Annotated in this window: 27 protein-coding genes and 1 riboswitch; of the genes, 15 read left to right on the top strand and 12 right to left on the bottom strand. The window is 40.9% G+C overall.

What is annotated here, in order from left to right; translation table 11 throughout:
* The first annotated feature begins 93 nt into the window (after positions 1–93).
* From ACSR9O_RS15965 to ACSR9O_RS15925, 9 genes are all read left to right on the top strand, one after another.
* Positions 94–612, top strand: a complete 519-nt coding sequence (locus ACSR9O_RS15965; protein ID WP_397315314.1) for a YfiT family bacillithiol transferase — start codon at positions 94–96, stop codon at positions 610–612.
* A 34-nt stretch (positions 613–646) separates the two neighbouring features.
* Positions 647–1,159, top strand: coding sequence for a GNAT family N-acetyltransferase (locus tag ACSR9O_RS15960; protein WP_101223070.1), 513 nt, complete (start codon positions 647–649; stop codon positions 1,157–1,159).
* Positions 1,160–1,182: 23 nt separating this feature from the next.
* Positions 1,183–1,668: an SRPBCC family protein gene (locus tag ACSR9O_RS15955; RefSeq protein ID WP_101223069.1), complete on the top strand. Its 486-nt coding sequence runs from the start codon at positions 1,183–1,185 to the stop codon at positions 1,666–1,668.
* 643 nt (positions 1,669–2,311) lie between these two features.
* Complete coding sequence (locus tag ACSR9O_RS15950) at positions 2,312–3,562, top strand: MFS transporter (RefSeq protein ID WP_491724692.1); 1,251 nt, start codon at positions 2,312–2,314, stop codon at positions 3,560–3,562.
* Positions 3,563–3,689: 127 nt separating this feature from the next.
* On the top strand, positions 3,690–3,887 hold the full coding sequence (locus ACSR9O_RS15945; RefSeq protein WP_101223067.1) for a hypothetical protein: 198 nt from the start codon (positions 3,690–3,692) through the stop codon (positions 3,885–3,887).
* A 171-nt stretch (positions 3,888–4,058) separates the two neighbouring features.
* Positions 4,059–4,181: a hypothetical protein gene (locus ACSR9O_RS15940; RefSeq protein ID WP_491724691.1), complete on the top strand. Its 123-nt coding sequence runs from the start codon at positions 4,059–4,061 to the stop codon at positions 4,179–4,181.
* A 284-nt stretch (positions 4,182–4,465) separates the two neighbouring features.
* Complete coding sequence (locus tag ACSR9O_RS15935) at positions 4,466–6,547, top strand: methyl-accepting chemotaxis protein (RefSeq protein ID WP_491724690.1); 2,082 nt, start codon at positions 4,466–4,468, stop codon at positions 6,545–6,547.
* 247 nt (positions 6,548–6,794) lie between these two features.
* A complete protein-coding gene (locus ACSR9O_RS15930) occupies positions 6,795–8,150 on the top strand; it encodes an arsenic transporter (RefSeq protein WP_101223064.1) in 1,356 nt (451 codons plus the stop codon).
* Positions 8,151–8,174: 24 nt separating this feature from the next.
* Complete coding sequence (locus ACSR9O_RS15925) at positions 8,175–8,840, top strand: DUF2642 domain-containing protein (protein ID WP_101223063.1); 666 nt, start codon at positions 8,175–8,177, stop codon at positions 8,838–8,840.
* On the opposite strand, the gene ACSR9O_RS15920 is transcribed toward ACSR9O_RS15925, so the two are convergent.
* The gene (locus ACSR9O_RS15920; protein ID WP_491724689.1) at positions 8,811–9,032 is read right to left on the bottom strand and encodes a hypothetical protein; all 222 of its coding nucleotides are present in this window, start codon (positions 9,030–9,032) and stop codon (positions 8,811–8,813) included. The genes ACSR9O_RS15925 and ACSR9O_RS15920 overlap by 30 nt on opposite strands.
* A gap of 394 nt (positions 9,033–9,426) precedes the next feature.
* Between ACSR9O_RS15920 and ACSR9O_RS15915 the strand changes: the two genes are divergently transcribed.
* Positions 9,427–10,629, top strand: a complete 1,203-nt coding sequence (locus ACSR9O_RS15915; RefSeq protein WP_491724688.1) for a C40 family peptidase — start codon at positions 9,427–9,429, stop codon at positions 10,627–10,629.
* Between the two features lie 5 nt (positions 10,630–10,634).
* Here ACSR9O_RS15915 and ACSR9O_RS15910 read toward each other — a convergent pair whose 3' ends face one another.
* From ACSR9O_RS15910 to ACSR9O_RS15875, 8 genes are all read right to left on the bottom strand, one after another.
* The gene (locus tag ACSR9O_RS15910) at positions 10,635–11,264 is read right to left on the bottom strand and encodes a poly-gamma-glutamate hydrolase family protein (protein WP_101223061.1); all 630 of its coding nucleotides are present in this window, start codon (positions 11,262–11,264) and stop codon (positions 10,635–10,637) included.
* A gap of 69 nt (positions 11,265–11,333) precedes the next feature.
* Complete coding sequence (locus ACSR9O_RS15905; protein WP_157831026.1) at positions 11,334–11,483, bottom strand: CapE family protein; 150 nt, start codon at positions 11,481–11,483, stop codon at positions 11,334–11,336.
* Between the two features lie 65 nt (positions 11,484–11,548).
* Positions 11,549–13,132, bottom strand: coding sequence for a gamma-glutamyltransferase family protein (locus tag ACSR9O_RS15900; RefSeq protein WP_260358402.1), 1,584 nt, complete (start codon positions 13,130–13,132; stop codon positions 11,549–11,551).
* A 69-nt stretch (positions 13,133–13,201) separates the two neighbouring features.
* A complete protein-coding gene (locus tag ACSR9O_RS15895) occupies positions 13,202–14,479 on the bottom strand; it encodes a CapA family protein (RefSeq protein ID WP_491724687.1) in 1,278 nt (425 codons plus the stop codon).
* Between the two features lie 10 nt (positions 14,480–14,489).
* Positions 14,490–14,939: a poly-gamma-glutamate biosynthesis protein PgsC gene (gene pgsC / locus ACSR9O_RS15890; RefSeq protein WP_491724686.1), complete on the bottom strand. Its 450-nt coding sequence runs from the start codon at positions 14,937–14,939 to the stop codon at positions 14,490–14,492.
* A 15-nt stretch (positions 14,940–14,954) separates the two neighbouring features.
* Positions 14,955–16,136: a poly-gamma-glutamate synthase PgsB gene (gene pgsB / locus ACSR9O_RS15885; RefSeq protein ID WP_101223059.1), complete on the bottom strand. Its 1,182-nt coding sequence runs from the start codon at positions 16,134–16,136 to the stop codon at positions 14,955–14,957.
* Positions 16,137–16,922: 786 nt separating this feature from the next.
* A complete protein-coding gene (locus tag ACSR9O_RS15880) occupies positions 16,923–17,138 on the bottom strand; it encodes a hypothetical protein (RefSeq protein ID WP_101223058.1) in 216 nt (71 codons plus the stop codon).
* 438 nt (positions 17,139–17,576) lie between these two features.
* A complete protein-coding gene (locus ACSR9O_RS15875; RefSeq protein WP_260358400.1) occupies positions 17,577–19,256 on the bottom strand; it encodes a methyl-accepting chemotaxis protein in 1,680 nt (559 codons plus the stop codon).
* A gap of 185 nt (positions 19,257–19,441) precedes the next feature.
* Positions 19,442–19,484: riboswitch (PreQ1 riboswitch) on the top strand.
* 55 nt (positions 19,485–19,539) lie between these two features.
* Here ACSR9O_RS15875 and queC point away from each other — a divergent pair.
* The 3 genes from queC to queE are packed head-to-tail and all read left to right on the top strand — an operon-like array spanning position 19,540 to position 21,396.
* Positions 19,540–20,205 (top strand): 7-cyano-7-deazaguanine synthase QueC, encoded by a 666-nt coding sequence (gene queC, locus ACSR9O_RS15870; protein WP_101223056.1) that lies wholly within the window; start codon positions 19,540–19,542, stop codon positions 20,203–20,205.
* Complete coding sequence (queD, locus tag ACSR9O_RS15865; RefSeq protein ID WP_101223055.1) at positions 20,205–20,675, top strand: 6-carboxytetrahydropterin synthase QueD; 471 nt, start codon at positions 20,205–20,207, stop codon at positions 20,673–20,675. The genes queC and queD overlap by 1 nt, the downstream gene beginning before the upstream one ends.
* Positions 20,668–21,396 (top strand): 7-carboxy-7-deazaguanine synthase QueE, encoded by a 729-nt coding sequence (gene queE / locus ACSR9O_RS15860; RefSeq protein ID WP_101223054.1) that lies wholly within the window; start codon positions 20,668–20,670, stop codon positions 21,394–21,396. Before queD ends, queE begins: the two co-directional genes overlap by 8 nt.
* Positions 21,397–21,448: 52 nt before the next feature.
* On the opposite strand, the gene ACSR9O_RS15855 is transcribed toward queE, so the two are convergent.
* Positions 21,449–21,796, bottom strand: a complete 348-nt coding sequence (locus tag ACSR9O_RS15855; protein WP_101223053.1) for a DUF4260 domain-containing protein — start codon at positions 21,794–21,796, stop codon at positions 21,449–21,451.
* A gap of 50 nt (positions 21,797–21,846) precedes the next feature.
* Positions 21,847–22,416 carry a TetR/AcrR family transcriptional regulator gene (locus ACSR9O_RS15850; protein WP_101223052.1) on the bottom strand — a complete coding sequence of 190 codons (570 nt, stop codon included), beginning with the start codon at positions 22,414–22,416 and terminating at the stop codon, positions 21,847–21,849.
* 246 nt (positions 22,417–22,662) lie between these two features.
* On the opposite strand from ACSR9O_RS15850, the gene ACSR9O_RS15845 reads away from it, so the two are divergent.
* Positions 22,663–22,947, top strand: coding sequence for a hypothetical protein (locus tag ACSR9O_RS15845; RefSeq protein WP_491724685.1), 285 nt, complete (start codon positions 22,663–22,665; stop codon positions 22,945–22,947).
* Positions 22,948–22,993: 46 nt separating this feature from the next.
* Positions 22,994–23,965: an HD domain-containing protein gene (locus ACSR9O_RS15840; RefSeq protein WP_402939130.1), complete on the top strand. Its 972-nt coding sequence runs from the start codon at positions 22,994–22,996 to the stop codon at positions 23,963–23,965.
* A 137-nt stretch (positions 23,966–24,102) separates the two neighbouring features.
* Here the strand turns inward: ACSR9O_RS15840 and ACSR9O_RS15835 are convergent, their stop codons facing one another.
* On the bottom strand, positions 24,103–24,543 hold the full coding sequence (locus ACSR9O_RS15835; RefSeq protein ID WP_402939127.1) for an SRPBCC family protein: 441 nt from the start codon (positions 24,541–24,543) through the stop codon (positions 24,103–24,105).
* Positions 24,544–24,557: the final 14 nt, after the last annotated feature.

Below are 24,557 nucleotides of genomic sequence, written 5' to 3'. Positions count from 1 at the left end.
AAGAATAGCAGGTAAAAAGGATTTGTCTCAATCAATAAAGAATATAGAATATATCTGGATGCTATTTTTATTGAACATCAAGGGGGGATGAAGATGGATTTAAGATACCCGGTTGGAAAGTTTCAGTTTGACGGGGAAATTACTAGTGATGTGGCCGAGGGGTGGATCAAGGAGATTGAAGCTTTGCCTCGGATGCTGCGGGAAGCGGTATGTAACATGGATGATAAAAGGCTTGATACGGCTTATCGGCCTGGAGGATGGACGGTCCGCCAGGTGGTGCATCATGTTGCCGATAGTCATATGAATGCATATATTCGTTTCAAATTGGCCCTTACGGAAGAAAGTCCGGTCATTAAACCGTACGAAGAGGCACAATGGGCTGAGCTGCCTGATTATGATTTGCCGATTGAAGTTTCTCTATCACTAATCGAAAGTGTACATATCCGGATGTGCAAACTTTTATCGTGTCTTCATGCAGACGACATGGGCCGAACATTCATCCATCCTGATTCAGGAGAGGTGACGGTCGGTGAAAATATAGGCATTTATGCATGGCACGGACGCCATCACCTGGCTCATATTACTTCTTTATCAAAGCGCCAGGGTTGGTGAATATGATTGTATCACCTGAAAGGTTGTGATTACTGTGAATGCTGAGTTGAAAATCGAACAATTAACATCAATCGAATACCACCTTAATGAACTTTCCGAACTTTTGGTGCAGGTGGTGGATGATGGCGCGTCCATTGGTTTTTTACCTCCGATGGAACGGTCTGAGGCGATTGATTATTGGAGTAGTGCCATAAATCCTGATGTGGTTCTATTAGTTGCTAAATTACAGGGTGAGATAGTCGGGAGCGTACAGTTACATTTATGTTCAAAGCAAAACGGCGGCCATCGTGCGGAAATCGCAAAATTAATGACGCATACTGGTTATAGGCGAAATGGAATAGGGCGTTCACTCATGCTAGAGGCTGAGAAGAGGGCCAAGCAGGAGGGACGGACATTATTGGTCCTGGATACAAGGGAAGGAGATCCTTCTAACTCCCTGTATACTTCATTGGGATATATTCAGGCAGGCAGGATTCCCGATTATGCGAAATCTGCAAATGGTGAATTACATCCGACCATGTTTTATTATAAAAATAAAATCGGGTAACGAATTGTAAGGGGGGAATCCAATTGCAAGCTGTAATCGAAAAAGAAGGTAATGGGATTATCGCAAGATTCGATAGCCTGCTCAATCATTCGGTTGAAAAGGTATGGGGTGCTTTAACGGAGAATGATAAGGTGGAAAAGTGGATGTCCAACCTGGAAATGAAAGACCTTCGAAAAGACGGGACCATAAAATTCAATTTCAATGATGGGTCAGGGAAATCTTTTGATATGAAGGTCAGGGACTTCCAAGAATTTTCCGTTTTAGATTTTGAATGGGGGGACGGCTGGGTTCGTTTCGAGGTATCCCCTGAAAAGGATGGATGCTCATTAGTATTGAAAGAATCCATCACGCCAGTTAATGATCATACATCAAAAGATTTGGCAGGCTGGCATATATGCCTTGATATGTTTAGTGATTTACTTGATGGTCATCATCAGGACTTCCCGATGGATGAATGGGAAAAAAGGCATAAGGAATATTCGGCCGCCGTCAAACGAATTGAAGGATGAATGGAATGTGTGACATGCAGGTGGATGCATAAGGAAGCGGAAAAGTGAATTTCGGCCTAAACCGAAGTGAGGCTTCTGCAATTAAGGCAGTTTTTTATTGATATTCCAGTTGTCTCCATGTTAAGATGACTTTAACTTTTAAGAAATGGAGGTTTTCCTTGTGACATTTATCAGACTGCGTTTCCAATCTTTGAACCGTTAATTGAATACGTTCAAAGGCTCTGCATGTCCGCAGGGTAAATGGGAATGGTCTGTCTATTTTTAAGGAAACCTTCATTTTACGCTTTAGTGAAAAAAAGAGACGATTTCAACCTCTTTTTTTTGTGTCCAGCTGATGCCGCGACAACCTTTGTGATCAAAGGGTTTCGCTATTCCAGTTGACTTTAAAATAGAAGAATTATTAAGGGGAGAAATACTTTACCTATCCAAGGAGGTCATTTTGGATACGTGTAAAGTGGTGAATTCTCCATTGTATTGACCAAACCGAAGGCCAGTAGGAGATTACTTTTTATCGTGAACTAATCATCCTCTCAGTTTCTTTAGATAGGTTCTGATCCATTTACTCTAAACACAGGCAGATAGCCTGTGTTTTTTTTAGGGCATTAAGAAAAAAATATTGAAAATAGAATGAGGTGTTTAAGAGATGAAATCATTAAATGAACAAGTAAAGGACAATTGGAAAAAGAATATCACTCTTTTTCTAGGCAGTCAGACCATATCCCTCTTTGGTTCGTCCTTAGTTCAGTATGCCATCATGTGGTATATCACGTTGAATACACAGTCGGGTGTCATGATGACGATATCCATCGTTTGTGGTTTCGTGCCTACCTTTATACTCTCCCCAATTGCGGGGGTATGGGCAGACCGCTATAATCGGAAGATGCTGATCATTCTTTCGGATTCATTGATTGCCATTTCAACGCTGATTTTGGCCATATTGTTTTTAATCGGCTACGATGAGCTTTGGCTACTTTTCGTCATGTCCGCTGTCCGGGCGATAGGAACTGGAATCCAGACTCCTGCAGTCGGGGCCATTCTTCCGCAGCTTGTGCCAGAGGATAAGCTTACGAAGGTGAATGGGACAAATGGAAGCATTCAAGCGCTGGTGATGCTAGTTTCCCCCATGGTGAGCGGCGCGCTGCTTACGATGGCTTCAATCGAAACCATTTTCTTCATTGATGTGATTACAGCTGCAATTGCCATCTTCACTTTGCTGGCATTTTTGAAAATTCCAGCACATGCGAAGGCATTACAAAAGCAAACTACCAGCTATTTCACCGATTTGAAAGAAGGATTCAGATATATCAGGAATCACGACTTTCTTAAGAAGTTCTTTATATTTTTCGCATTTTTCTTCGTGCTTGCCGCACCTGTAGCATTTCTTACACCGCTTCAGGTCACACGCTCTTTCGGGAATGATGTTTGGCGGTTGACTGCGATAGAGATCACTTTTGCCATCGGAATGATGCTAGGCGGGATTTTCATGGCTTCGTGGGGAGGCTTTAAAAACAAGATCCATACGATGACACTTGCGAGCCTAATAATTGGCGCCTGTACTTTCGCTCTTGGAATCATCCCCGTTTTCTGGATTTACTTGATCATCATGGGGGTAGTCGGATTGGCGATGCCCATCTTTAATACGCCGTCCATGGTCTTGTTACAGCAGAAGGTAGAGGGTGATCTTCTTGGAAGGGTATTTGGTGTTTTAGGGATGATCTCGACATCGATGATGCCCCTGGGAATGCTAGTATTCGGACCGATATCCGACATCATTAAAATTGAGTGGCTGCTTATAGGAACTGGTTTATTGCTGTTCATTCAAGGTTTTTTCCTGCTGGGCAGCAAAGTGTTGATCGAAGCCGGAAAACCAATCTCGAAAGATACCCCCGAGTAATGGTACACGGGACACCATGTAGCTGAAGGACTGGAGCCAGAAGGGTATTGGATATTAGGGCAGCACTCCAGTTTTTTATTCTTATCACACCATGAAAGTCATCATTAGATTGACTAAGGAGGAAAAGATGGATTTTTTGGGAAAGTTATTTAATTGGATGGTAGTTATCGGAATGATCCTACTTATAGGACGACTGCTTACGATGGCGTTTTTATTTCTGGAAATTCCATTTACGACCTTTTTTAAGGACTACAGTCTCATTTCGATCATCATTTTAATAATAGGTGCAATTGGTCAGCAATTCACCAAACCGGGTAAAAGGTAAATTGGTTTGAGTTATCATCTTCCCTTTTCATGGAAAATGATTAGCTTCGAATCCAACAGATCGGCATATTCTATTGTCGGTCTAAAGTTTTTCTGAAAAAACGGAAGATATGAGACTCCGCGCAAAGCGAGTGCCTGGGGTGGAAAGTGAGTTCACTAAGTTCCTGACGAATTGAAAGCCAATTCCGTTGAATATGCAAAACAGCATGACGTTGCGCATGATGATATCATTACAGGTGATGGTCCGGATGGTGCAAAAGAATTCGTAGAGAGCCTAGCTGCAGCATTACGCTAAATCTCGTTTTCTGCTAACCTTGTTATTACCCATGTGAAACCCTTGGATTCTATGTAATCCAAGGGTTTTTTGAATTTGAAAACGAAATAAGTTCTTTGTACCTACATATTTATCCTTAATTGGCAATTGACAAGGTTTAATTAGGTATATAGTATGTTTATGTGGAAAAATAAAGTAAGTGATCGTAAATAAGGAAGGATCCATTTTGAGCATAGATTGAATCTTTGTTTTCACACAGGTAAGCGTAGCATTTTTGCAGGTCAAATAAAAAGGGGAAATAATTAATGAGAAGTTCATCGATTGAAAAGAAAGAAAAAGTGAAGAGGAGGATATCGCTCCGGATAAAATGGTTATTATTTATATGCACATCCGTTTTTCTAGCTATTGTCGTATCCGTTTCGATAATGGGGGTAAAAGTGACCTCCATTTTTAAAGAAGATAGTATATCCATCAACAAAAGCTCGGCCCAAAATGCGGCGGCACAAATCAATTTGAGCATGGCCACGTATGAGAATTCGCTAGAGCAGTTATCACAGCTAGTTTCCAATCAGATCAAGAATGGTGATTCAATCAAGGATATCCAAAAAACGATAGAGGCATTTCAAAAGAACAATGAAGATTTAATTTCTGTTTATTATATGGATGGATCGGATGGTTCCTTGTATGCTTCGCCCCAAATGGATTTCAATCAGGATGCAAGGGAGACCAAGACATATACGCAGCTGACCGAAAGGCCAGAAACGAAATGGATGGATGTGTATAAGGATGGAGTTTCAGGGATGATCATGACTTCCGTTGTAACGCCCGTTTTATCGGACGGGAAAATGGCAGGAGCCCTGGGCTATGACATCGACCTTTCGACAATCGGGAAAATGAGGACAACCATCGAAAAAGAGTCCACTAGCAATCTGGTTATATTGGATTCACAAGGTTTTATTGTGAGTTCATTCATGCAGGGGATGGACGGGAAGAATATGAATCCTGAAAAAAGCGGGATGGAAGTAGGTGTGGAGGATTTCATGGCGGATACTGACCGATTCAATTCAGAGTTCAAGTGGGTGGCCGACATGTATAATGGCAACGTCAAGGCGAATCAGGCCTTGACGTTGGAAGGTGAAGATTATACAGGTGAATTGAGTACGGTCCCTGAAGTGAACTGGAAGGTTTTGGCGCTCAATCCAGATAAAATACTGCAATCAAAGCTGGATGACATTAATAGAATCGTAGTGATATCAGGTATTTTAGGTCTTCTATTCGGGACGGCATGTGCTCTTTATCTAGCAGGAAAGTTAACGAAGATCATGGCCGACTTCCAAAAAATCATAGAAAAGACAGCTAATGGGGATTTAGTGTCCGAATTTGCCATTAAATCCAATGATGAGATTGGGGACTTAAGCAAAAGCTATAACTCGATGTTGGGGAAATTAAGAGGATTGGTTGCCAAGGTAAACGGCAATGCGGAATCGGTGACAAAGGCCAATGCCGGCTTAAGCCAAATAGCTGCTGAGAATAGTGCGGCCATTACAGATGTTTCACGTGCGATAGAAGAGATTGCAGCGGGAGCATCGAATCAATCTGAACAAGTGGAGCATGGTGCGGGCACGATCCAGGTTCTTAGTGTCGAAATCGATGGGTTATCAAAAAAATCGAGGGAGACCCAAACCGTATTGGAGCTTGCATCTGAAAAAATAGAGTCAGGGAAACAACAGGTAAGTGGCTTGGAAACGTCGTACCATAAATTAGAAATGGCTTTTGCTGCAGTCAACAGCATGAGCTTAAGACTTGTGGAAAAATCAAAAACCATTTCCGATGTCACGAATGCCATCTCGAAAATATCGGAACAAACCAATTTGTTATCTTTGAATGCATCCATAGAAGCGGCAAGGGCAGGTGAGTCCGGCAAAGGGTTTGCTGTCGTGGCGAATGAAGTAAGGAGCTTGGCTGATGATTCAAAAGAAGCTACAAAAAACATTCAAGCCATCATCCAAAGCATTCTGTCAGATACAGAGGAATTGCTGAGGACGACCAATGAAACGAATCAAATCAGCAAGGATCAGAAAAATGCCGTGATCACGGTAAGTGAAGCCATGAAAGAGCTGGAGGATTCCGTCGGGGAGATTTCTAATTCGATCCAGGAAGAAACACGATCCATTGAAAGCATCAATCAACAGAAAGAAACGGTTATTAAAGTAATAGAAGAAATCACCGCCGTATCTCAGCAAACGACAGCTTCATCAGAGGAAATTGCATCATCGATGGAGGAACAAGCAGCTTCATCCAATGAACTAGCTCAATATACACAGCAGCTATCACAGTTAATAAATGATTTGGAGCATACGCTCGGGGAATTCCAGATAAAGGATTAGAGGAACGGACAACATAAGTGTTTCGAAAAGGGGAGGCCACTAAGTGGTCTCCCCTTTGTTGTATTGCCATTGACCCTGATTTCTGTGAACTGGGCATCTCTCTTTAGTGGACAAAATCACTAGAAGTACAAAAGTACAATTTAGAAGGACTGGTCAAGTATCCATGCTTTTTTTACAAAGGGGAATAATATATAGGAATCGGACAAGTAGGGTCCAATGGCTCAAGGCCCAAAAAGGGGAGAACAACATGCATTTCGAAATAGGAATGACTATTTTTGTGTTCGTCATGACAATGATAGTTATATTGTGGAGGCCAGGAGGTATCAATGAAGCATGGCCAGCTTCAATCGGTGCAGTGATAATTTTACTGAATGGCACAGTATCCCAAGGCGATATTTTGGATATCATCAATAAAATCGGGGGCGCATCGATCACCATCATGGCAACGATTGTCATGGCAGTCATCTTGGAAAGTTTCGGATTTTTTCACTGGGCGGCTGCGAGACTTGCGATCCTTGCCAAAGGATCGGGGTATCGTCTGTATTGGTACATTCAATTATTGTGCTTTTTAATGACCTTGTTATTCAATAACGACGGCAGCATCATGATTACGACCCCCATCTTGATCTTGCTTTTGAAAAATCTCAGATTAAAGCCGCATGAAGCCATCCCGTATCTTTTGAGTGGAGCATTGATTGCAACAGCTTCAAGTGCGCCTATTGGTGTGAGTAATATTGTTAATTTAATCGCTTTGAAAATTGTGCACATGACGCTTTATATGCATACTGCCATGATGTTTGTACCTGCAACTTTGGGGTTGGTCTTCATGTCATGGTTGATGTTCGTAGTGGTCAAGAAAAAATTGCCCAAGAAACTGCCAAAAATTTCTTATGACATTGAGGAAAGTTTCTTCACTAAGAATTTCCACCCCCTAAAGGGGAAAGTGACGGTTGAAACAAAAAGGCAACGCACAAAATTCATGTTGAAAGTATTGCTCTATGTGTTCGTGGTGCGCTGTTTACTCTTTGTAGCTTCTTATTTTTCCATTCCAATCGAGTGGGTTGCTGTACTTGGCTCTTTATCTTTACTGATCTGGAGGTGGTACCATTTACGGACAAACCCTGTCGATATCTTAAAAAAGACCCCATGGCACATCCTGATATTCGCATTCTCCATGTATGTGATCATTTATGGTCTACATAATGTAGGCCTTACAGACATGCTCGTACAGATATGCGAACCGATTGTAAATCAAGGGTTACTGAGTGCGAGCTTTGTCATGGGAGGATTGGTTTCGATTCTATCAAACATCTTCAATAATCATCCAGCATTAATGATAGGTACCATTACCTTAACCGAAATGGGACTGGATCCGGTCACATTAAAAACTATCTATCTAGCTAATATAATCGGTAGTGACATGGGATCATTGTTATTGCCCATCGGTACTCTTGCCTCACTTATCTGGATGCACATCCTGAAACAAAACAAAGTGAAAATTAAGTGGAAAGATTATTTAAGTGTAACCCTGATAGTCATACCAATAACGACAGTGGTGACACTGCTCTTATTATTTTATTGGGTGCAAATGATTTTTAGCTGAATAACCCCCTAGGAGGAGATAGTAATGAGTGATGCGTTTGCATTACTGGGTAAACAGATTGATGTCCAAATCTCAGGAAAAAAAACTTTCAAAGGAATTCTAACTGATCTGAGCACGGATATTCTAGTGTTGTTCAATGGACAGCAGTTTTTGTATTTTCCTATGCTGCACGTCCATAAATTCAATCTGAGTACAGAGATTGATAACGAGATCAAAAATCCTATGGAGTCCCCCATAATGGAAGACATGGCGTCGATTTCCTATCGTAAAACACTAATGAACGCAAAAGGGGTTTTTTCAGAAATCCATGTTGCTGGACACATTCCTTTACACGGCTATATAACCAATGTTTTCAATGATTACTTTGCATTCTACTCGCCTGTATATAAAATGATGTATGTCTCGCTGCATCACCTTAAATGGCTTACCCCGTACAATCAAAGTGCCACACCCTATACACTCAGTAAAGAGAGTTTTCCCGTCAACCCTTCAGATGTGCCAATGCTGCGTTCTTTGGAAGACCAATTAAAGAAAAATGCAGGAAAGCTAGTAGTATTTGATGGGGGAGAGGACCCGATGAAAATCGGTATGCTTAAAAAGGCGGAAAACAACTTGGTTGAATTAACGACAGCCAGTGGAGAACATGTGTTTTTGAAGCTTTCACATATTAAAACGGTGTACATGCCATAGATTCTTAGAAACGAGGGGAAGGCCATTAAGCTTTCCCCTTTTTTCTTCTGCTAGATGATGGGTGATATCAATGGCTTCGGGTTCCTGATCCTTTTTTAGAGTTGCCAAGCTATATGTGTAGTTCATCACGTTACAGCAAGGTCTGTTTATGCCAAACCTCAAATGCGTTGCCCCTCCTAAACTATGTTGCATATCTTCACTCCTATATCGTTAGTACGACTTTATCATCACTGGCCTCAGCTAACTTTACCCATTCTGTCCAAAAAAATAAAATCTTCTAGTAATTTTCCGATTCCAACCATGAACATTTCTCCATGACCTGGGTAGCTATAGGGAAAGTCACACTGTGACGGTAAAAGAGCATAATATAGGAATAATGGTTTGTTTTTAAAGTGGTTTTATTGAATCGGATTGATGATAATTTGTGAAAATAGGTTAAATGTTTTATTCTGTTCGCCGATAATATGGAAGTGTTGAGAGTTAAGGCTCATTTTTTGGGGTGGATGATAGGATAAAAGATTCGTGTGATGGAGTTTACTTGAACATCGTATATTTAAAAATATTTCAGCTATAAAGGAAGGTTAAAATGTTTAACGGAAAATTAAGCGGTATGATACTTACATTGGTATTCATGATCAATTTCACTTTTTTACCTGGCTTAATGGCCGAGGCAGCAGAGCCTGTGCATACTGTAACCTCTGGCGAAACGGTTGAATCGATTGCCAAGACATATGAGATATCGGCTGAGCAATTAATGAAAACGAATGGTTTACCGGATGATAAGTTATTTGCGGGCCAAAGGTTGACAATCATTCACACGGCGTATACTCCTTCCATCTTTCAATGGTCGGAGAGAGGAAAAAAAATTGCAAACTATGCGAAATCCTTTATAGGGTTTAAAAAGACAGCTGGAGAGGAGACGCCTGAAAAAGGATTTGATTCGAGCGGATTGATTCATTGGGTGCTTTCCCGGCAAAATGTGCCGGTCGACCGTTTGACAGTAGATGGCTTTTATAAGCAAGGGATGGATACAGCCACTCCGAAAACGGGGGATATTATATTCTTTCTGGAAAAAGACAGCTTAAAAGTCGTGACTGCGGGTATTTATGTCGGCAAAAACCAATTTATCAATTCTGGATATGGTGCGGAAACGGTGCAGGTGAGATCCACTACAGAAGATTACTTTGCAAAATACCAAGTGGCGTACAAAACATATACGCCTAAAGGAGAGCATATCGTCCAAACGGGAGAAACGCTTAAAAGTATATCGGGGAATTACAGCATTTCCATGAGGACGATCAAAAGTCGTAACGCTTTAAGTACGGATGAATTGATGCAAGGGCAGTATCTTCAACTATACAGCAACCCGTTGTATCCGTTTTATGTAAACCAGGAGGCTGCATATGATAAAGCATATGATGTCATCAAGTATGCATACACTCTACGCGGATTCAACTATGTTTTCGGTGGGGAAGATCCGATGATCGGAATGGATTGCAGCGGATTCATTTATTGGGTCATGAAGGAACAGGGCCTTTCAGTAAAACGGGGTTCTGCAGCGGATTACTTCTCATTACTGTCCAAAATCGAAAATCCAAAGGCAGGGGATTTAGTGTTTTTTAGGGACACAGGAACAAGGCTGGGTGTGACCCACGTAGGTATTTATCTAGGTGATGGCCGTTTTCTCCATACAACGGAAAACACGGGCGTTCATATCTCCAATCTTTCGTCAGTTTATTTTGCCGAGAAATTCGAAAGCTTCGGCCAAGTTGAAAGCCTTATGGACTAAGAAGATCATTCAATCTGTTTATATTCAAGAGTCGCTTTTTCAATGGCAGTAACGAACCGTTTAAAAAGATCACAGTGATTGACCCTGTTTTTACTGGTAAAGTCATCACCTTTGAAAAAGCTTTTTCTAAGCTTAGTGGAAAGTTCCAATTGCACGCCTGCACCCGTTTTGGATATGTTGGTGATGTTGTTTCCTTTCATCCCTGAAAGGTGCTGCGGTGCATGAGCAGTTTGGAATCCAGCTTTGTTGAGGCATTGCTGTATCAGGTTCTTAAAGGGTTCGTTCCTTCCGCCAAAGTAAATCAGCGCATTATGTACGTCGTAGTGGCCATGGATGGAAAGGGTGGTTTGTGCGTTCGCTGCCATTGAAACGCCGATCGGTTCATTGAACAAGCGGGATGTTATATGGAGGACCTGGTTGCCCCTTGGTTTAAGACCTTCGAATAGATAGGTGCTTGCACAAAGTCTCTCTCCAAGTGCGGCTGCAATCTCGCTAGTTCCTGGTTCAATGTTCCCGCCATGTATGGCTAGAACTGCAATATCAGGATTCCTGTGATGAACGATGATACGGTAATCGAGGTCTTCTTGTTCATTTTGCTCTAGTTCAATAAAATCAGTATAGTTATTTTCCTTCATGGTTATCCTCCGTATATCTTTCACTCGTTGACGGCAAAAATAAAAAAAGCGGGGATGCCCCGGCTTTTTTCATTTTTCGACAGTCGTATATTGTTCTATCTTTTTTTGCTCGTCGGGTGTTAAAGTTTCTGTCCGTTTAAACGTATTCATGGTCACAAGCAGGGCCGCTATTATAAAAACGGGTATGACCCAGCTTGTTATTTTTTTTACGATATTCATATTCTACGTCCCCTTATACATCGCTAACATATGATATTTAGAAAAGGAGGAGCTGGATTGCTCGTTTATTGCTGAGCTTTCCAGCTTCCATTTCTTCTTTTATCCCCTGCTCCGGATAATTGTCCATTTTTCTCGTTTTTAACAAGTACTTGAACACCGCCATAATACATGGGGGAAATCTTCTGAATGACTTCATATCCTGAATCTTCCAATTCTGATATTGTTTCATCCGAAAGCCTGGATTCTGTATAAATCTTCTTTCCATCAAAGACGAACCGATTACGGTCGACGATATCCTGAAATGGGCCTTCATTCTCTGTGTAAGAATAAAGAACCTGCATCAATACTTGCGGAATCCTATCACCGCCTGGTGAGCCGATCCCAATCGATTCCTGCCCTGGTTTCTTGAGAATGGTCGGAGCGGTGAAAGTTCTTGACCGTTTATATGCCTCTTGAGAATTCAAGCCGGACCGGAAATTTTTCAATTGATCGTTAAGGAAAAATCCATTCGTATAATCCCCAGATCCGAAAAAGTTACTGAGCGTATTTGTTGTTGAAACGACAGTGCCATACTTGTCCATTATCACAAAGTGTGTCGTACTTTCATGTTCTTCTGAACCATTCGATTCTTTATCGTCCCATTTTTCACTTTTGATCTTATTTTTAAGATTATCCAAATGAATGGGGGAGAGCAATTTTTCCGCTTTAGAGTGACTTATTCCATCTCCAACATGGGCGGACCGATCTTGATAAGCAGTATCCGTGATGCCCCCCAAGACTTTCATATAAGCTGATTTGCTTGAAGTATCACCTAGGTTCATTTCCTCGGCGAGCTTTAACATTTCAAGAACTGTAATTCCTGAAAAGGGCGGAGGGGCGGTAAAAACATCATAACCGGCAAATGCTCCTTGGACCGGCTTACGTTCCTTCACCTCATAGCGTTTTAAATCCATCAAGTCGATATCTGATTCTCTTTTAATATCCCGTGCAATTTCCCCTTTATAAAAACCATCAGGACCTTCCTTTTGAATCTGCTTCAATGTTTCAGCAAGTCTTTCTTGGACGAGAGTTTTGCCTGGTTCAATGGCATCACCATCAGGATAAAAAAGAGAAGTCGCATCGGAAGATATCCTTGGCTGAGCTGCTTCTAAGCGTGATGATAACGATTTGTCGACTTCAAATCCGTCTTCAGCCAGATCTATCGCCGGCTGAAGTAGATCCTCCATCGGTACGCTCCCATACTTATCACTTATAACCTGCATGCCGGCCACTAAGCCTGGAATCCCTGTATCGTGTCTTGAACTTGGGTCTTCCGGAGAGGATTCACGATAATCGATAAAATTGGGATCGCCGGATTCCGGGGCAATCAGCATACCGCCGCCGCCACCCACGCCAGATCCATAAGGTTCAACTACACCTAATACATAGGATACCGCAATGGCGGCATCCGCCGCCGTTCCACCATTTTTTAATATATCCATCCCTACATCTATTGCGATTGGGTTTGAAGAACTGACCCCATATGATTGTTCCGTTTTACTCTCTATCGGATCATTCGTGTCAGAAATAGGGGGTGTCTTCGAACATCCAGCAATATATATGAGTATGCTAATGGGAATGAGCACTTTTCTCGTCATACGGTTAATCATCGATTATTCCCCCTTCTCGTTGAGCTTCCAAGTTGTTTCTCTTTTCACATAGTAGTATCCAATCGATCCTTACTGAATGGGCTGGATGTCCTGTTGTATAGCTTGTGCTGCCTTTTTCTCTTGTGCAGCTTTTTTCTTTTCCTTTGCTTCCTTCGCTGCTTTTTCTTCTTGTTCACGTTGTGCCTTATGGTCGATTACCTTTTTGTGATCCAAGGTAATCTCGATGCTATCCTCTTTTTTCGACCACTGGACCTTTTCACTCGTTTCCTTCGTCAACTGCCGGTAAACACGTGATTTGTCGATTGAAGAGGTAGCTGGCCTTGGTGTTGCTTCTTCAATTTGAAGTGGAACGACATCGATTGTAGCTTTTCCGTCTTCCGCTAAATGGTATTGAACCATGGCCGAATCCTTTGTGCGTGTCCAGCCTTGATCGAATATGAAATTTCCTAAACTATAGAAAATGATTCCATCTTTATAAACATCAAACGATTGAAGCACGTGGGGGTGATGGCCGATGATGATGTCAGCCCCCGCATCGATGATAGCTTTAGCCAAGTCTTTTTGACGAGCGGTGGTTGATGTTGAATACTCTTGTCCCCAGTGCATATTCACCACAACCAAGTCTGCGTTGCCTTGCTTGGCATTCCTTGCTTTGCCGATCATTTCAAATAATAAATCAGGGTTGGAGTTCAATAGTCCGGCTTTATCATTTTTTGACACGGCATCCTTACCGTAAACATCTGTGAAGCCAAGTGTTGCGACACGTACGCCATCAACATCCGCATAGTCGATGCTATTTTTAGCTTCCGCAGTGTTCGATCCAACACCGACATAGTGCATATCTGCACTTTTGAATTCATCAATCGTGTCAAGGAGTCCTTGTTCTTCATAGTCCATCATATGGTTATTTGCCAAAGACATCACAGAGAAGCCAGCATCTTTAACGGCTTCCACACCACTAGTATTGGAGTTTAACCGGATGGGCGTATCTGCTTCCTTGTAGTTAGATACCTCTTCTTTTAAAGCGGTATGTTCATAATTCCCACTGACATAATCTGAATTGGCGAAATATGGCTTCATATACCGGAAGAGGTATTCATACCCGTGCCTTTCCGTCACTTCTTCAACATAACGTCCCATCATCACATCACCGACCATTGTCATAGTCAATGGTTGATCGGATTTTGGAGCGGTTGTTTTCACTTCTTCAGCCCGTCCCATCCAAGTGGTGATGACCAAAGCGATTAGTAATATAGGTAGTATGATTGCAGAGTATTTAAGATTCTTTTTCTTAGTGCGTTTAATAAAGATAAGTGTTTTTTCTTTTGCATTTAAAGTCCGTTTCATTTTTTGCACCTCAGAATAGGTAGTACACGTTCATTATACCGAAAGTCAAGCCGGATAATAAAAGCGTGCTGCCAAGTGTCAATGGCATTCCTTGTCTTTGAATCGTATTCGCTATCAATCCAGGTACGATTATACCGATTCCCCGAAACTCGAATATTTCAAATGGCATGACGGGGTAGACTAAGTCCAATAGGAGCTTCAAGCAAATCCCGGTCACCATCATGGCTGCGAATTTTCTTCTTCCATATAAAATCACCCATCTTGAAAGACCATGAGTGACGATTAAATAAGTTACGACACTGATGATCAGGATGGTCAGCATGATTTCCCATTGGTCAAATACCAATGCCAAATAACCTGGCACGATAAGTCCTGCGGGTACGACACCCGTTTTTTCTGAAAATATAAGGCTAAGCGTAACTCCTAGCACTAGGGCTACATATAAATCCGATCCAAACATTAAGGTTCCTCCTACTTAACTCGCTTTTTGCTTCGTTTTAGATTTCATGAATGCTTCAATTAATGGTTCCGCTGCACCGTGAATATTCCCGACACCGTAGACGATGCGATTTTTCATCATTGGGCGGAGGCGGGCCACGATTTCTTCAGTTGACCAGTTTTCCAAATCCCAATACTCTTTTGTATCCAATTTACCTTGCTCGAATGCCCGAGTGATCGGTGATGTGGTTTCACCAATTGATATGACGATTTCAGATTTTATGTAAGGCAATACATCTCTAGCAAATTGCTCGGTACGGTCCACACGGTCGGGACGGCAATTCATGATGACGATAGGAGGTTCTGTGCTGTATCCGAATGTATTGACTCGTTCCCAGATGTTCAACGTCGATGACGCGTCATTGGCAGCAAAGCCATTGACAAAGAAAGTTGGCTGGATGGGATCTCCGAATTTGGTGATCCGCATGGCACCTGGATCGGGATGCGCATTCAACATGCCGCGAAATGCTGTTTTTTCATCAATGCCCAAAGCTTCCGCAACGGCCAATGCGAGGGATGCATTATCCGGAAATACCATATAGTCGAATTCGCGTAGAAATTCTTCCGAAATTCTGGAGTTATCTGCAACAATCACTTTTGTGTTGCGTTCTTTGGCAATTTGCTTGAAAAAGTCCAAGTATTCACTTTCGATGGTTATTAAGTGACCATTATAGGGAATGGTAGCGGTGAAGGCTTCAGCAACCTCATCCAAAGTCGGTCCCATGACATCCATATGGTCTTCCAATACATTCACGATGACCCCGATGTTTGCTTGGATCATTTTGTTTTGGAAGATTAGTTGATAGTCAGGCTGTACGGCCATACATTCACAAACCAACGCCTCGGTTCCTAAATCGGCAACTTCTTTAATTACACGCCGTTGTTCTCCTATGTTGGGTCCTTCCGGTCGGCGTACAATCGGTTTTTCCTTGTCGGTAAACCAATAGATCATTCTTGCTGATGTACCGGTTGTTTTACCTACTGTTTTGTACTTAGCTTCCTGGATCACACCTGTAATCAGACGCGTTACAGTCGATTTCCCTCGGATCCCATTCACATTCACACGTACCGGGATGGAGTCGAGACGCTTCTGATGGCGCTTTTGTTCGAAAATGCCATAGCCAAGCAAAAAGATCGCACAAATAAATATTGGTGCCATTTTTTAACCTCTCTTTTTTTAAATATTTGATTTACTGAATACACACTACATGATTTTAAACTTAATAGGCAAGAGTCAATTATTCTATTGCAATATAGTTATTATCAACTTTTTCAAATAAATGTATATTGGAGTGTAATAGTATCTAATGGGATAAATTGTTTTATGAGTACAAAGATATGGCTGGAAATCAAGGGAATCCTCGGTTTATTTACACTAAATTATGGAAAATTTAATAAAAACCCATTTTGATTAGAATCAAAATAGATTCATGAGCATTTAAACCTAATTCATAATGGCTATATTTGAATAATAATTGTTTTTGAAAAGTGAGGTTTATTACAGTTTGTTAATTGTTTCTACCCATTGTTTGACATAAACGTAACAATTTTTAAGCATTTGTCATTCAATGTGAAATATTGCATCTAACGACTCAATTAGTTGAACTCTTTTGAATATGGACAAAGATGAGTAAAAGAACACATCTCTTTTTTTTGATATTTACCGGTTTTTTCCTTAGGTAATACCCATGGGTCTATCATTGATCTTTTACCTAAAACATGAAATAAAATAAAGTTAACCCATTTTTTAAAAAAATACCTAGTTTCTTCTATAGATATAGTGTTTATAGATGAATGCAAAATAAAAAAGCTCAGAAGCATTTCTGAGCTTTCGGCTTATATATTGCAAATGAATGGAATGGTCACGAATCTCCGTTCATCTGGAGATTTAACGTTGGGGAGTCTTGAACTGCAGCCTGGGTAGCTGATTATGGAAGGAATCAGGTCAACTGGATTTCTTTCTGTCAGAAATTTCAAGGTTGGAGCCCTTTTTACCGCCATCAATCACATAAAATCTAGGAGTTAATCTCCTTCTTTTTCCTTGATTGTCAGGATTCATCTTCATATAATTTTCGTATTCTTTGCGAAAGAATTCATCGGTTTCCCGTTCCAGTGCTTTTCTTTCGTTAAAATCTGTTATGAATTTGAAAAAACGTTTCATATGAATTCCTCCTTATGGGGTTAAAAGGTCTTGGTTTAATAGTATCATATCATTAGTGAAATTTAACCTTTTTAAAAAATTTGAAGTGGGAATCGTGTTTTTGTGTGAATAAAGTTGTGAATGGCTTGATTCGAGAGAAAGCATGCAATGGAACCTTACTGGGTATATGTTCTCGTGCATGTTGAAAGGAAATGTCGGGATTTGCAGTAGCAGGTATTGGAAGTAATGAATATTTAAGTTAAAATATTCCTTTAATCAATTATACACTAAATATTCTGAAAACAAAGGAAAATATTCACTTCCAGCCACTTCTGATAGATTTGTTTTTTAATGGTTCATTATTGTGTATAGTTATTTATTCCCCGAATATACGAAAATGAAACAACCCTTATAATGGAAGGGAAAAAGCAATTTCCCGCATTCGGGAAATTGCTAGTGTCATAATTGGAACTTCTTAACCTGTTCAGTGAGCAGTTCTGCCGAAGATGCAAGTTCACTGGCATGATTCGTGATTTCATCCATCGAAGAGCTGGATTGCTGAGCGGAGGCGGAGACTTGTTCGATTCCTGCCGCGGACTCTTCAGAAACGGCTGCGATATCTTCGATAGCCTGATTGATTTTTTGGCTATTTATGGAAATATAGTTCAATTCGTCTGTTATATGCAGTATTTTCATTTCCATATTCCCGACAGAATGATTGATTGTTTCAAAGGTTTGCCCTGTGAGCGTGATTTGTTTCGTGCCTTCATCCACTTGAGTATAACTATCTTCCAGGGAGTGGACGACCGTTTTTGAACCTGTTTGAATGGCGGAGACAATATTGGTGATATCCCCAACGGAGTCTGTGACCTCTTCAGCGAGTTTCCGCACTTCATCGGCGACGACGGCAAAGCCCTTGCCATGTTCACCAGCACGAGCAGCTTCTATGGCTGCATTCAGCGCCAATAGATTAGTTTGATTGGATATATCCTTGATGACCTGCACAAGCTGCGAAATTTGCTGTGATTGAGAATCGAGTCCTTTCACTTGCTCTACGGCATTTTTGACAATCCCATCAATACTTTGCATCTGTTGGACCGAACTGCGCATTAAAGTGGTGCCTTCCTTGGTCAAGGAAAGGATTTCGGTTGAACTGTTAGCTACATCCACCCCTTCTAGGTGGGCAAGCTTAATCCTGCCGGTGAAATCATCCATGATGCGAACCATTTCAGATGCCCGGTTGGCTTGTGACTCCGAACCTTCCGAAAGTTCATACATAGTAGTCGCTATCTGTTTGGTGCCCTGCTGCACTTCATTTGCTGATTGAGTCAGATCTTCGCTTTGGTTGGAAACGGATTGCGAAACAATGAGCATTTTTTCAATCGTATCACGAAGGTCTTTCTGCATTTGATTGGCGGATACCGTTAGTTCGCCCATTTCATCATTTGACTTTTGCTCCAGGGGCTCATGATTCAGCTCTCCTGCAGCCACCATTTTCATCCTATCCCTGATTTTAAGGAGGGGGGTGGTAATGAGGTTGGCAGTGACAACCGCAAGGACAAGGCCGATAAGGACTGCCGCAATGGATATGATGATACTTGTCGTCTTAACCGATTTCCCGTTGGTGATGACGGTTTCACCTGAAGCGACAATCAATTCCTCGCGTTCCGAAGCAAGCTCCTTGAAACCCTCCATAACTTCATTGCTTATTGGCGCCACTTCATTTTCGAGTATTTCTTTAGCGCGTTCTTCATTTCCATTTTCATATTGTGGAAACACCCGGTCTACAATCATCGTCCTCCAATCCACGCTTTTCTCGATTAATTCCTTCGCTTTAACAGAATCGCTTAAGGCAAGGAGATCCTCCTGGATGACCTGGCTTTCTTCGGTATATTGTAAGAACCCTTCTTTATAACTCTTGTCACCATAAAGAATATATGCCCGGGCGTATGCGGTTCTTTGTGCTAGATTGTATAGCAGCTTTTCGTCTTGGATAAGAAGCGGAAGCTCCTTTTTGATGATATCCTGGGAATATACCAGTGACTTGTTGCTGCTGTAGATGTTGAATGCTCCTAAGATGACACATAAAGATATGATGAGTGAAAATGCCACCAATACCTTTGCTTTAATGCTTTTCAAATTATTGGGCCCCTTTATCGATATTTTATTCACACTGTTTTATCGGATAAATAAAAGGATATTTAAGCAATGAAAAGTTAACCAAATTTTCCATCAGATCCAATGTTCTCTTAATATAAACATCTTGATTTCTTATCGTTTTCAAGTTACTATTGACTTGGAAAAATATAATATTCCGCGTTAAGGCGGAAGAGGTTCTAGCTACCCTCTCAAAAAAACTAAGGAGAAACAGTGCTCTTTTCTTAGGGTGCTGTTTTTTTCCGTAAAAAGGAGTTTTATAGAAATGAAGAAGAAAGAAAAGGCAGTGGTTGTGTTTAGCGGAGGTCAGGACAGTACGACGTGCCTGTTCTGGGCGATGGAGAGATTTGAGGAAGTGGAAGCGGTGACGTTCGATTATAACCAGCGGCATAGCTTGGAAATCGAATGCGCTCAAAACATTGCCAAGGAATTGGGCATAAACCATCATATCCTTGACATGTCGCTGCTGAACCAACTGGCACCAAATGCGCTGACGAGAAGTGATATTGCGGTGGCGGACGGAGAAGAAGGGGAATTGCCGTCGACGTTCGTACCAGGGAGGAATTTGCTGTTCCTTTCGTTTGCCGGAGTGCTGGCGAGTCAGATTGGCGCTAAACATATAGTCACCGGTGTTTGTGAAACGGATTTCAGCGGATATCCGGACTGCCGCGATGTATTCATTAAATCATTGAATGTGACCTTGAACTTGTCGATGGACCAGTCATTCGTCATTGATACGCCGCTAATGTGGCTTAATAAAGAGGAAACATGGGAGCTAGCGGATCAGCTAGGCGCGTTCGATTTTGTACGCGAAAAGACCCTGACTTGCTATAACGGAATCATCTCCGACGGCTGTGGAGATTGTCCGGCATGTAATCTGCGGAAAAAAGGACTGGATGACTATGTAAGCAGACGGAAGGTGCTTTCATGATGTACGGTTTTACGATAGTTGATAAACTCCAAAAAATAGATGAAGATATTCAGCGCAGCCAATTGAAGTATACAAACAAGAGGGTTCTCGTGAGTAAGGAATTCACCTTTGATGCGGCACACCATCTGCATGATTATGAAGGAAAATGCAAGAACCTGCATGGCCACACGTATAAGGTCATTTTCGGATTAAGCGGGTATACAGATTCACGCGGGTTGATGATAGATTTTGGGGACATCAAGGATATATGGAAAAATGAAATTGAAATCCACCTGGATCACCGTTATTTGAATGAAACCCTGCCGCTCATGAATACAACAGCTGAAAATATGGTTGTCTGGATTTATGAAAAAATGGCCGAATCCCTTTCATTAAAAGAATATGAAGGTGCTAGAGTCGAATTTGTTCGACTGTACGAAACGCCGACAAGCTATGCCGAAGCCAGACGGGAGTGGATGGAAAGTGAGTAAACTCCCGGTTATGGAAATCTTTGGGCCGACCATCCAAGGAGAGGGAATGGTCATTGGCCAAAAAACCATGTTCGTTCGGACGGCCGGCTGCGATTATTCGTGTGCCTGGTGTGATTCCGCATTTACATGGGATGGCACCGGTAAGGAAGATACCGTCCAGATGACTGCCGAAGAAATATGGGATGAGCTGAAGCGTATTGGGGGTTCCGCTTTTTCCTTCGTTACGATATCAGGAGGAAACCCGGCTCTGCTGAAAAACCTAAACGGCTTGATAGCGATCTTACATGAAAATAAAATGAAAATAGGTGTCGAAACCCAAGGGAGCCGATGGCAGGATTGGTTTCTCGATATTGATGAACTGACTATTTCACCTAAGCCGCCGAGCTCTGGAATGAACACCGACTTTACGGTGCTCGACAAAATCATCTCGAACCTTGCCAATCGAAATCCTGAAAACCATGTCTCATTGAAAATCGTCGTATTTAACGAGGAAGATTATCAATATGCCAAACATGTACATGGGCGTTACCCGGAAATTCCTTTTTATCTGCAGGTCGGCAATGACGACAGCAGGACGGCGGATGATCGTCAATTGATCAGCGGCCTATTGAAGAAGTACGAAGAGTTAATTGATAAAGTGATAACAGATGATGAATTGAATGATGTGAAAGTCCTGCCCCAGCTGCATACCTATATATGGGGTAACAAGCGGGGCGTATAAAGAAAAGAAAGCGGAGGCAGTGTGATGCGTAATCACACTGCCTTTTAAGCTATTACAACCTTTGAATGTGTGTAGCTTTGAAGGATGATGTGTATTTAAGGCCATATCCAAATAAGCGATCCATTCCAATATGCGCAGTCCAAATTAAACCAATCAGCATCAATGCATCAGACTTTAGAAAAATGGCTAGCAAAATCATGAAGATGGACAGAGTATAAGTATGAAATAAGTTATAAACCCTTGCTCCAATCCGATCATTGATCAGGTAGGCCAGCATGGAAACATCAGGCGATAAAATCAATAGAAGGAAAATCCACCAGCTGAATTCATATAACGAATAGATGTAAATCACCGCTAAAAGGACCATGAGTCCTTCAATATGAAGGTATTTCTTTACCATATTAAAACCTCCAATGTTTAATTGACCTATGGTTAATAATATTCAAAAAATTATATGATGTTCCTGATGATATTTTTTACATGAAAATAAGCTAAGCCTTTTACATCTTGATAAGTTAGCTCAGAATTAATATAAAAAGTTATAAATCCGTGAAGAGAAAGAAAAATCGACCATATGGATGCAGGATTCAATTTGTTGTCCGTTAGGTCCGTCAGGGACTGGATGAGCTTTTCATATGTTTTATTAGAATCAAATTGAAGTAACTGCTGAATTTCTTTTTCCTTCGATAAAAACATGATGGAATAATGATTTTGTTGGGTTAGACCGAACTCCAAGAAGCACAATAAAATCTTTTCCATTTTTACAGAAGAATCCTTTTCCGACATGATGATATCATCGATTAAATTATTTAAAACGGAGAAATCCGTTTTTACCAAACTATAAAATATTTCCGCCTTATTTTTAAAATGATAATAAATGGCTCCATGGCTGCAATCCAATGATTTAGCCAATTGCCTCATGGAGACATTAGAATACCCTAACGTTGCAAAAAGGTTTCTAGCTTCATTCAACACCATGTCCCTGGATAATTCTTTACCTGCCGATTTCCTTGGCGACATCTTGTCACCTCCTTATTAATTGACCACTGGTTAATTAGGATGATAGCTCACTGATTTCCAAATGTCAAATATTAGATTGAATAATAAATTCCTGTTTTTAAAGATAAACTTTACCATTTACTGAAGCGGAATTCCACCAGTGTTGCAAAGGGGAGCATTCAGGACATTGCAGCGTTTTTATTTTTAACTTTAATACCTTTATATGGTATTATAAGGATATTATTGGAGCTTTGAGGGGATGGATAAATGAAAAAGAAATTCGGTATTTTGGCATCAATTTTCATAGTCTTGACGGCTTTTTTTTTATTCAATAAACCGTATAAAGATAAAACAATTCCTGTAGAAGACATTTTTGAAGTGTATCCACGAGAACAGGTAATAATAAATGAAATGGTGATCATAGATGGAGTTGATGAGGACAATCCGAGTGATGTCGATTTGAATGATGAAGAGGAATTGGAAAATTTGGTAAAAAAGCAATATGAGCAAAATCAAAAGGGAGAAATAATTTTTACAGAAAAAAATCAGTGAAATCACCTGTCTGTAATGAGTAAACTAATGGTGGAGGCGGCAGTTATTGATAGTTTCGGATAGTATCTATGGGGAACACATTGTAGAGGGAGTTCTGGAAGGGCTGATAGTAAGTAAACCGGTCCAAAGATTGAAGGGGATACATCAAGGCGGGGCAAGTTATTTAGTTAATGAGAAGTGGGATGTCACACGATTTGACCATTCAATTGGTGTGATGCTTTTAATAAAAGCGCTTGGAGGTTCATTGGAGGAACAAATCGCGGGCTTGCTGCATGACGTATCCCACACTGCATTCTCACATGTAATTGATTTCGTTCTGGATTGTAAGGATGAAGATTATCATGAAAAAATATATGAACAAGTCATTATGGAATCCGAAATCCCATTTATACTGAAGGAATATGGATATGATCGTAAAGTCATTTTTCAATCAAAATGGGAATTGCTTGAACAGCCAGCACCTGAGTTATGTGCCGATCGGGTAGATTATACTCTCCGGGATATGTATCAATATGGACATATCACCATCGAAGCCATTAAAGAATTCCTAGAACATGTAATCATAATAAATGGAAGGATGTATCTGGATAATATTGAATCGGCGGAATGGTTTGTAAAAACGTATTACAGCGAAGTTATTGATTTTTTCATGAACCCACTTAATATATATGGCTATGATATCTTGGCAAAGACATTAAAAGTGGCTTTAGCAAAAAAACTGATCAGCCTTGATGACTTACTCGGTACAGATGAAGAAGTCATGTGCTTGTTAAGCTTCACTGAAGACCATGAAGTTCAAAACCTGTTAAAACGGATCCATGGTAATGTAAAGTTGAAAGAAGATCAAGTGGAATACGATATACATCGGAAAAATAAAATGCGCCTGATAGATCCTTCAGTTATTCAAGGAACCCAATTGGTAATAGCATCCAGTTTATCGGAAAAAGTCAAGAAAATGGGAATTGAAGCCTACAAAAAAGCTTCAAAGGGCATGTATCTAAAAGTGATTTCCGATTGAATTTCGTGTCAAACCATACGGGAAGTTTTTTCTCGGAAACATCTAGGTCTCCTCCCTTAGTTGATTTAGACAATCGACATTAGGAAGGAGCTTGCTTAACGGATGCCTTATACATCTGAACCAGCACCCTTTAATAATTAAAAAACCAATGATGCTCTCAAAGTATTAACGCCATTTTCTAAATAACCCTTTAAACAGGTTAATGTATAAACCCAACCTTCTTTTTGTCCAATCATTTTGTTTATTATTTCAGGGTCGTCCTCACTCAATCCTGATTCGTTTACTTCAATGATTGTACTCGTTTTATCCAACTCTTTTAGTGTAATGGTAACAATCGTTTCTTGATCATTTCCGCCCCACGCAAACACGATTTTCCTATTTTCCTCAACTTCCATTACATTAATGACCACTTCAGCATCGTATTCGTTGTATCTCAATGTAAGTGTCCTGCCTTGTTCCCATCTTTCCGAACTCGATGAGAACCAGAAATTCCTGATTTTTTCAGGATTCACTATGGCTTCAAACACTTCATTAGCTGGCTTGATTATCTTAAATTTCGTGATTATTTGGGTATCCATACTAAAACAACTCT

The sequence above is a fragment of the Peribacillus sp. B65 genome, assembly GCF_058513295.1.
The sequence above is the reverse complement of the archived record's forward strand: the minus strand, read 5'-3'. Positions and strand labels throughout refer to the sequence as shown.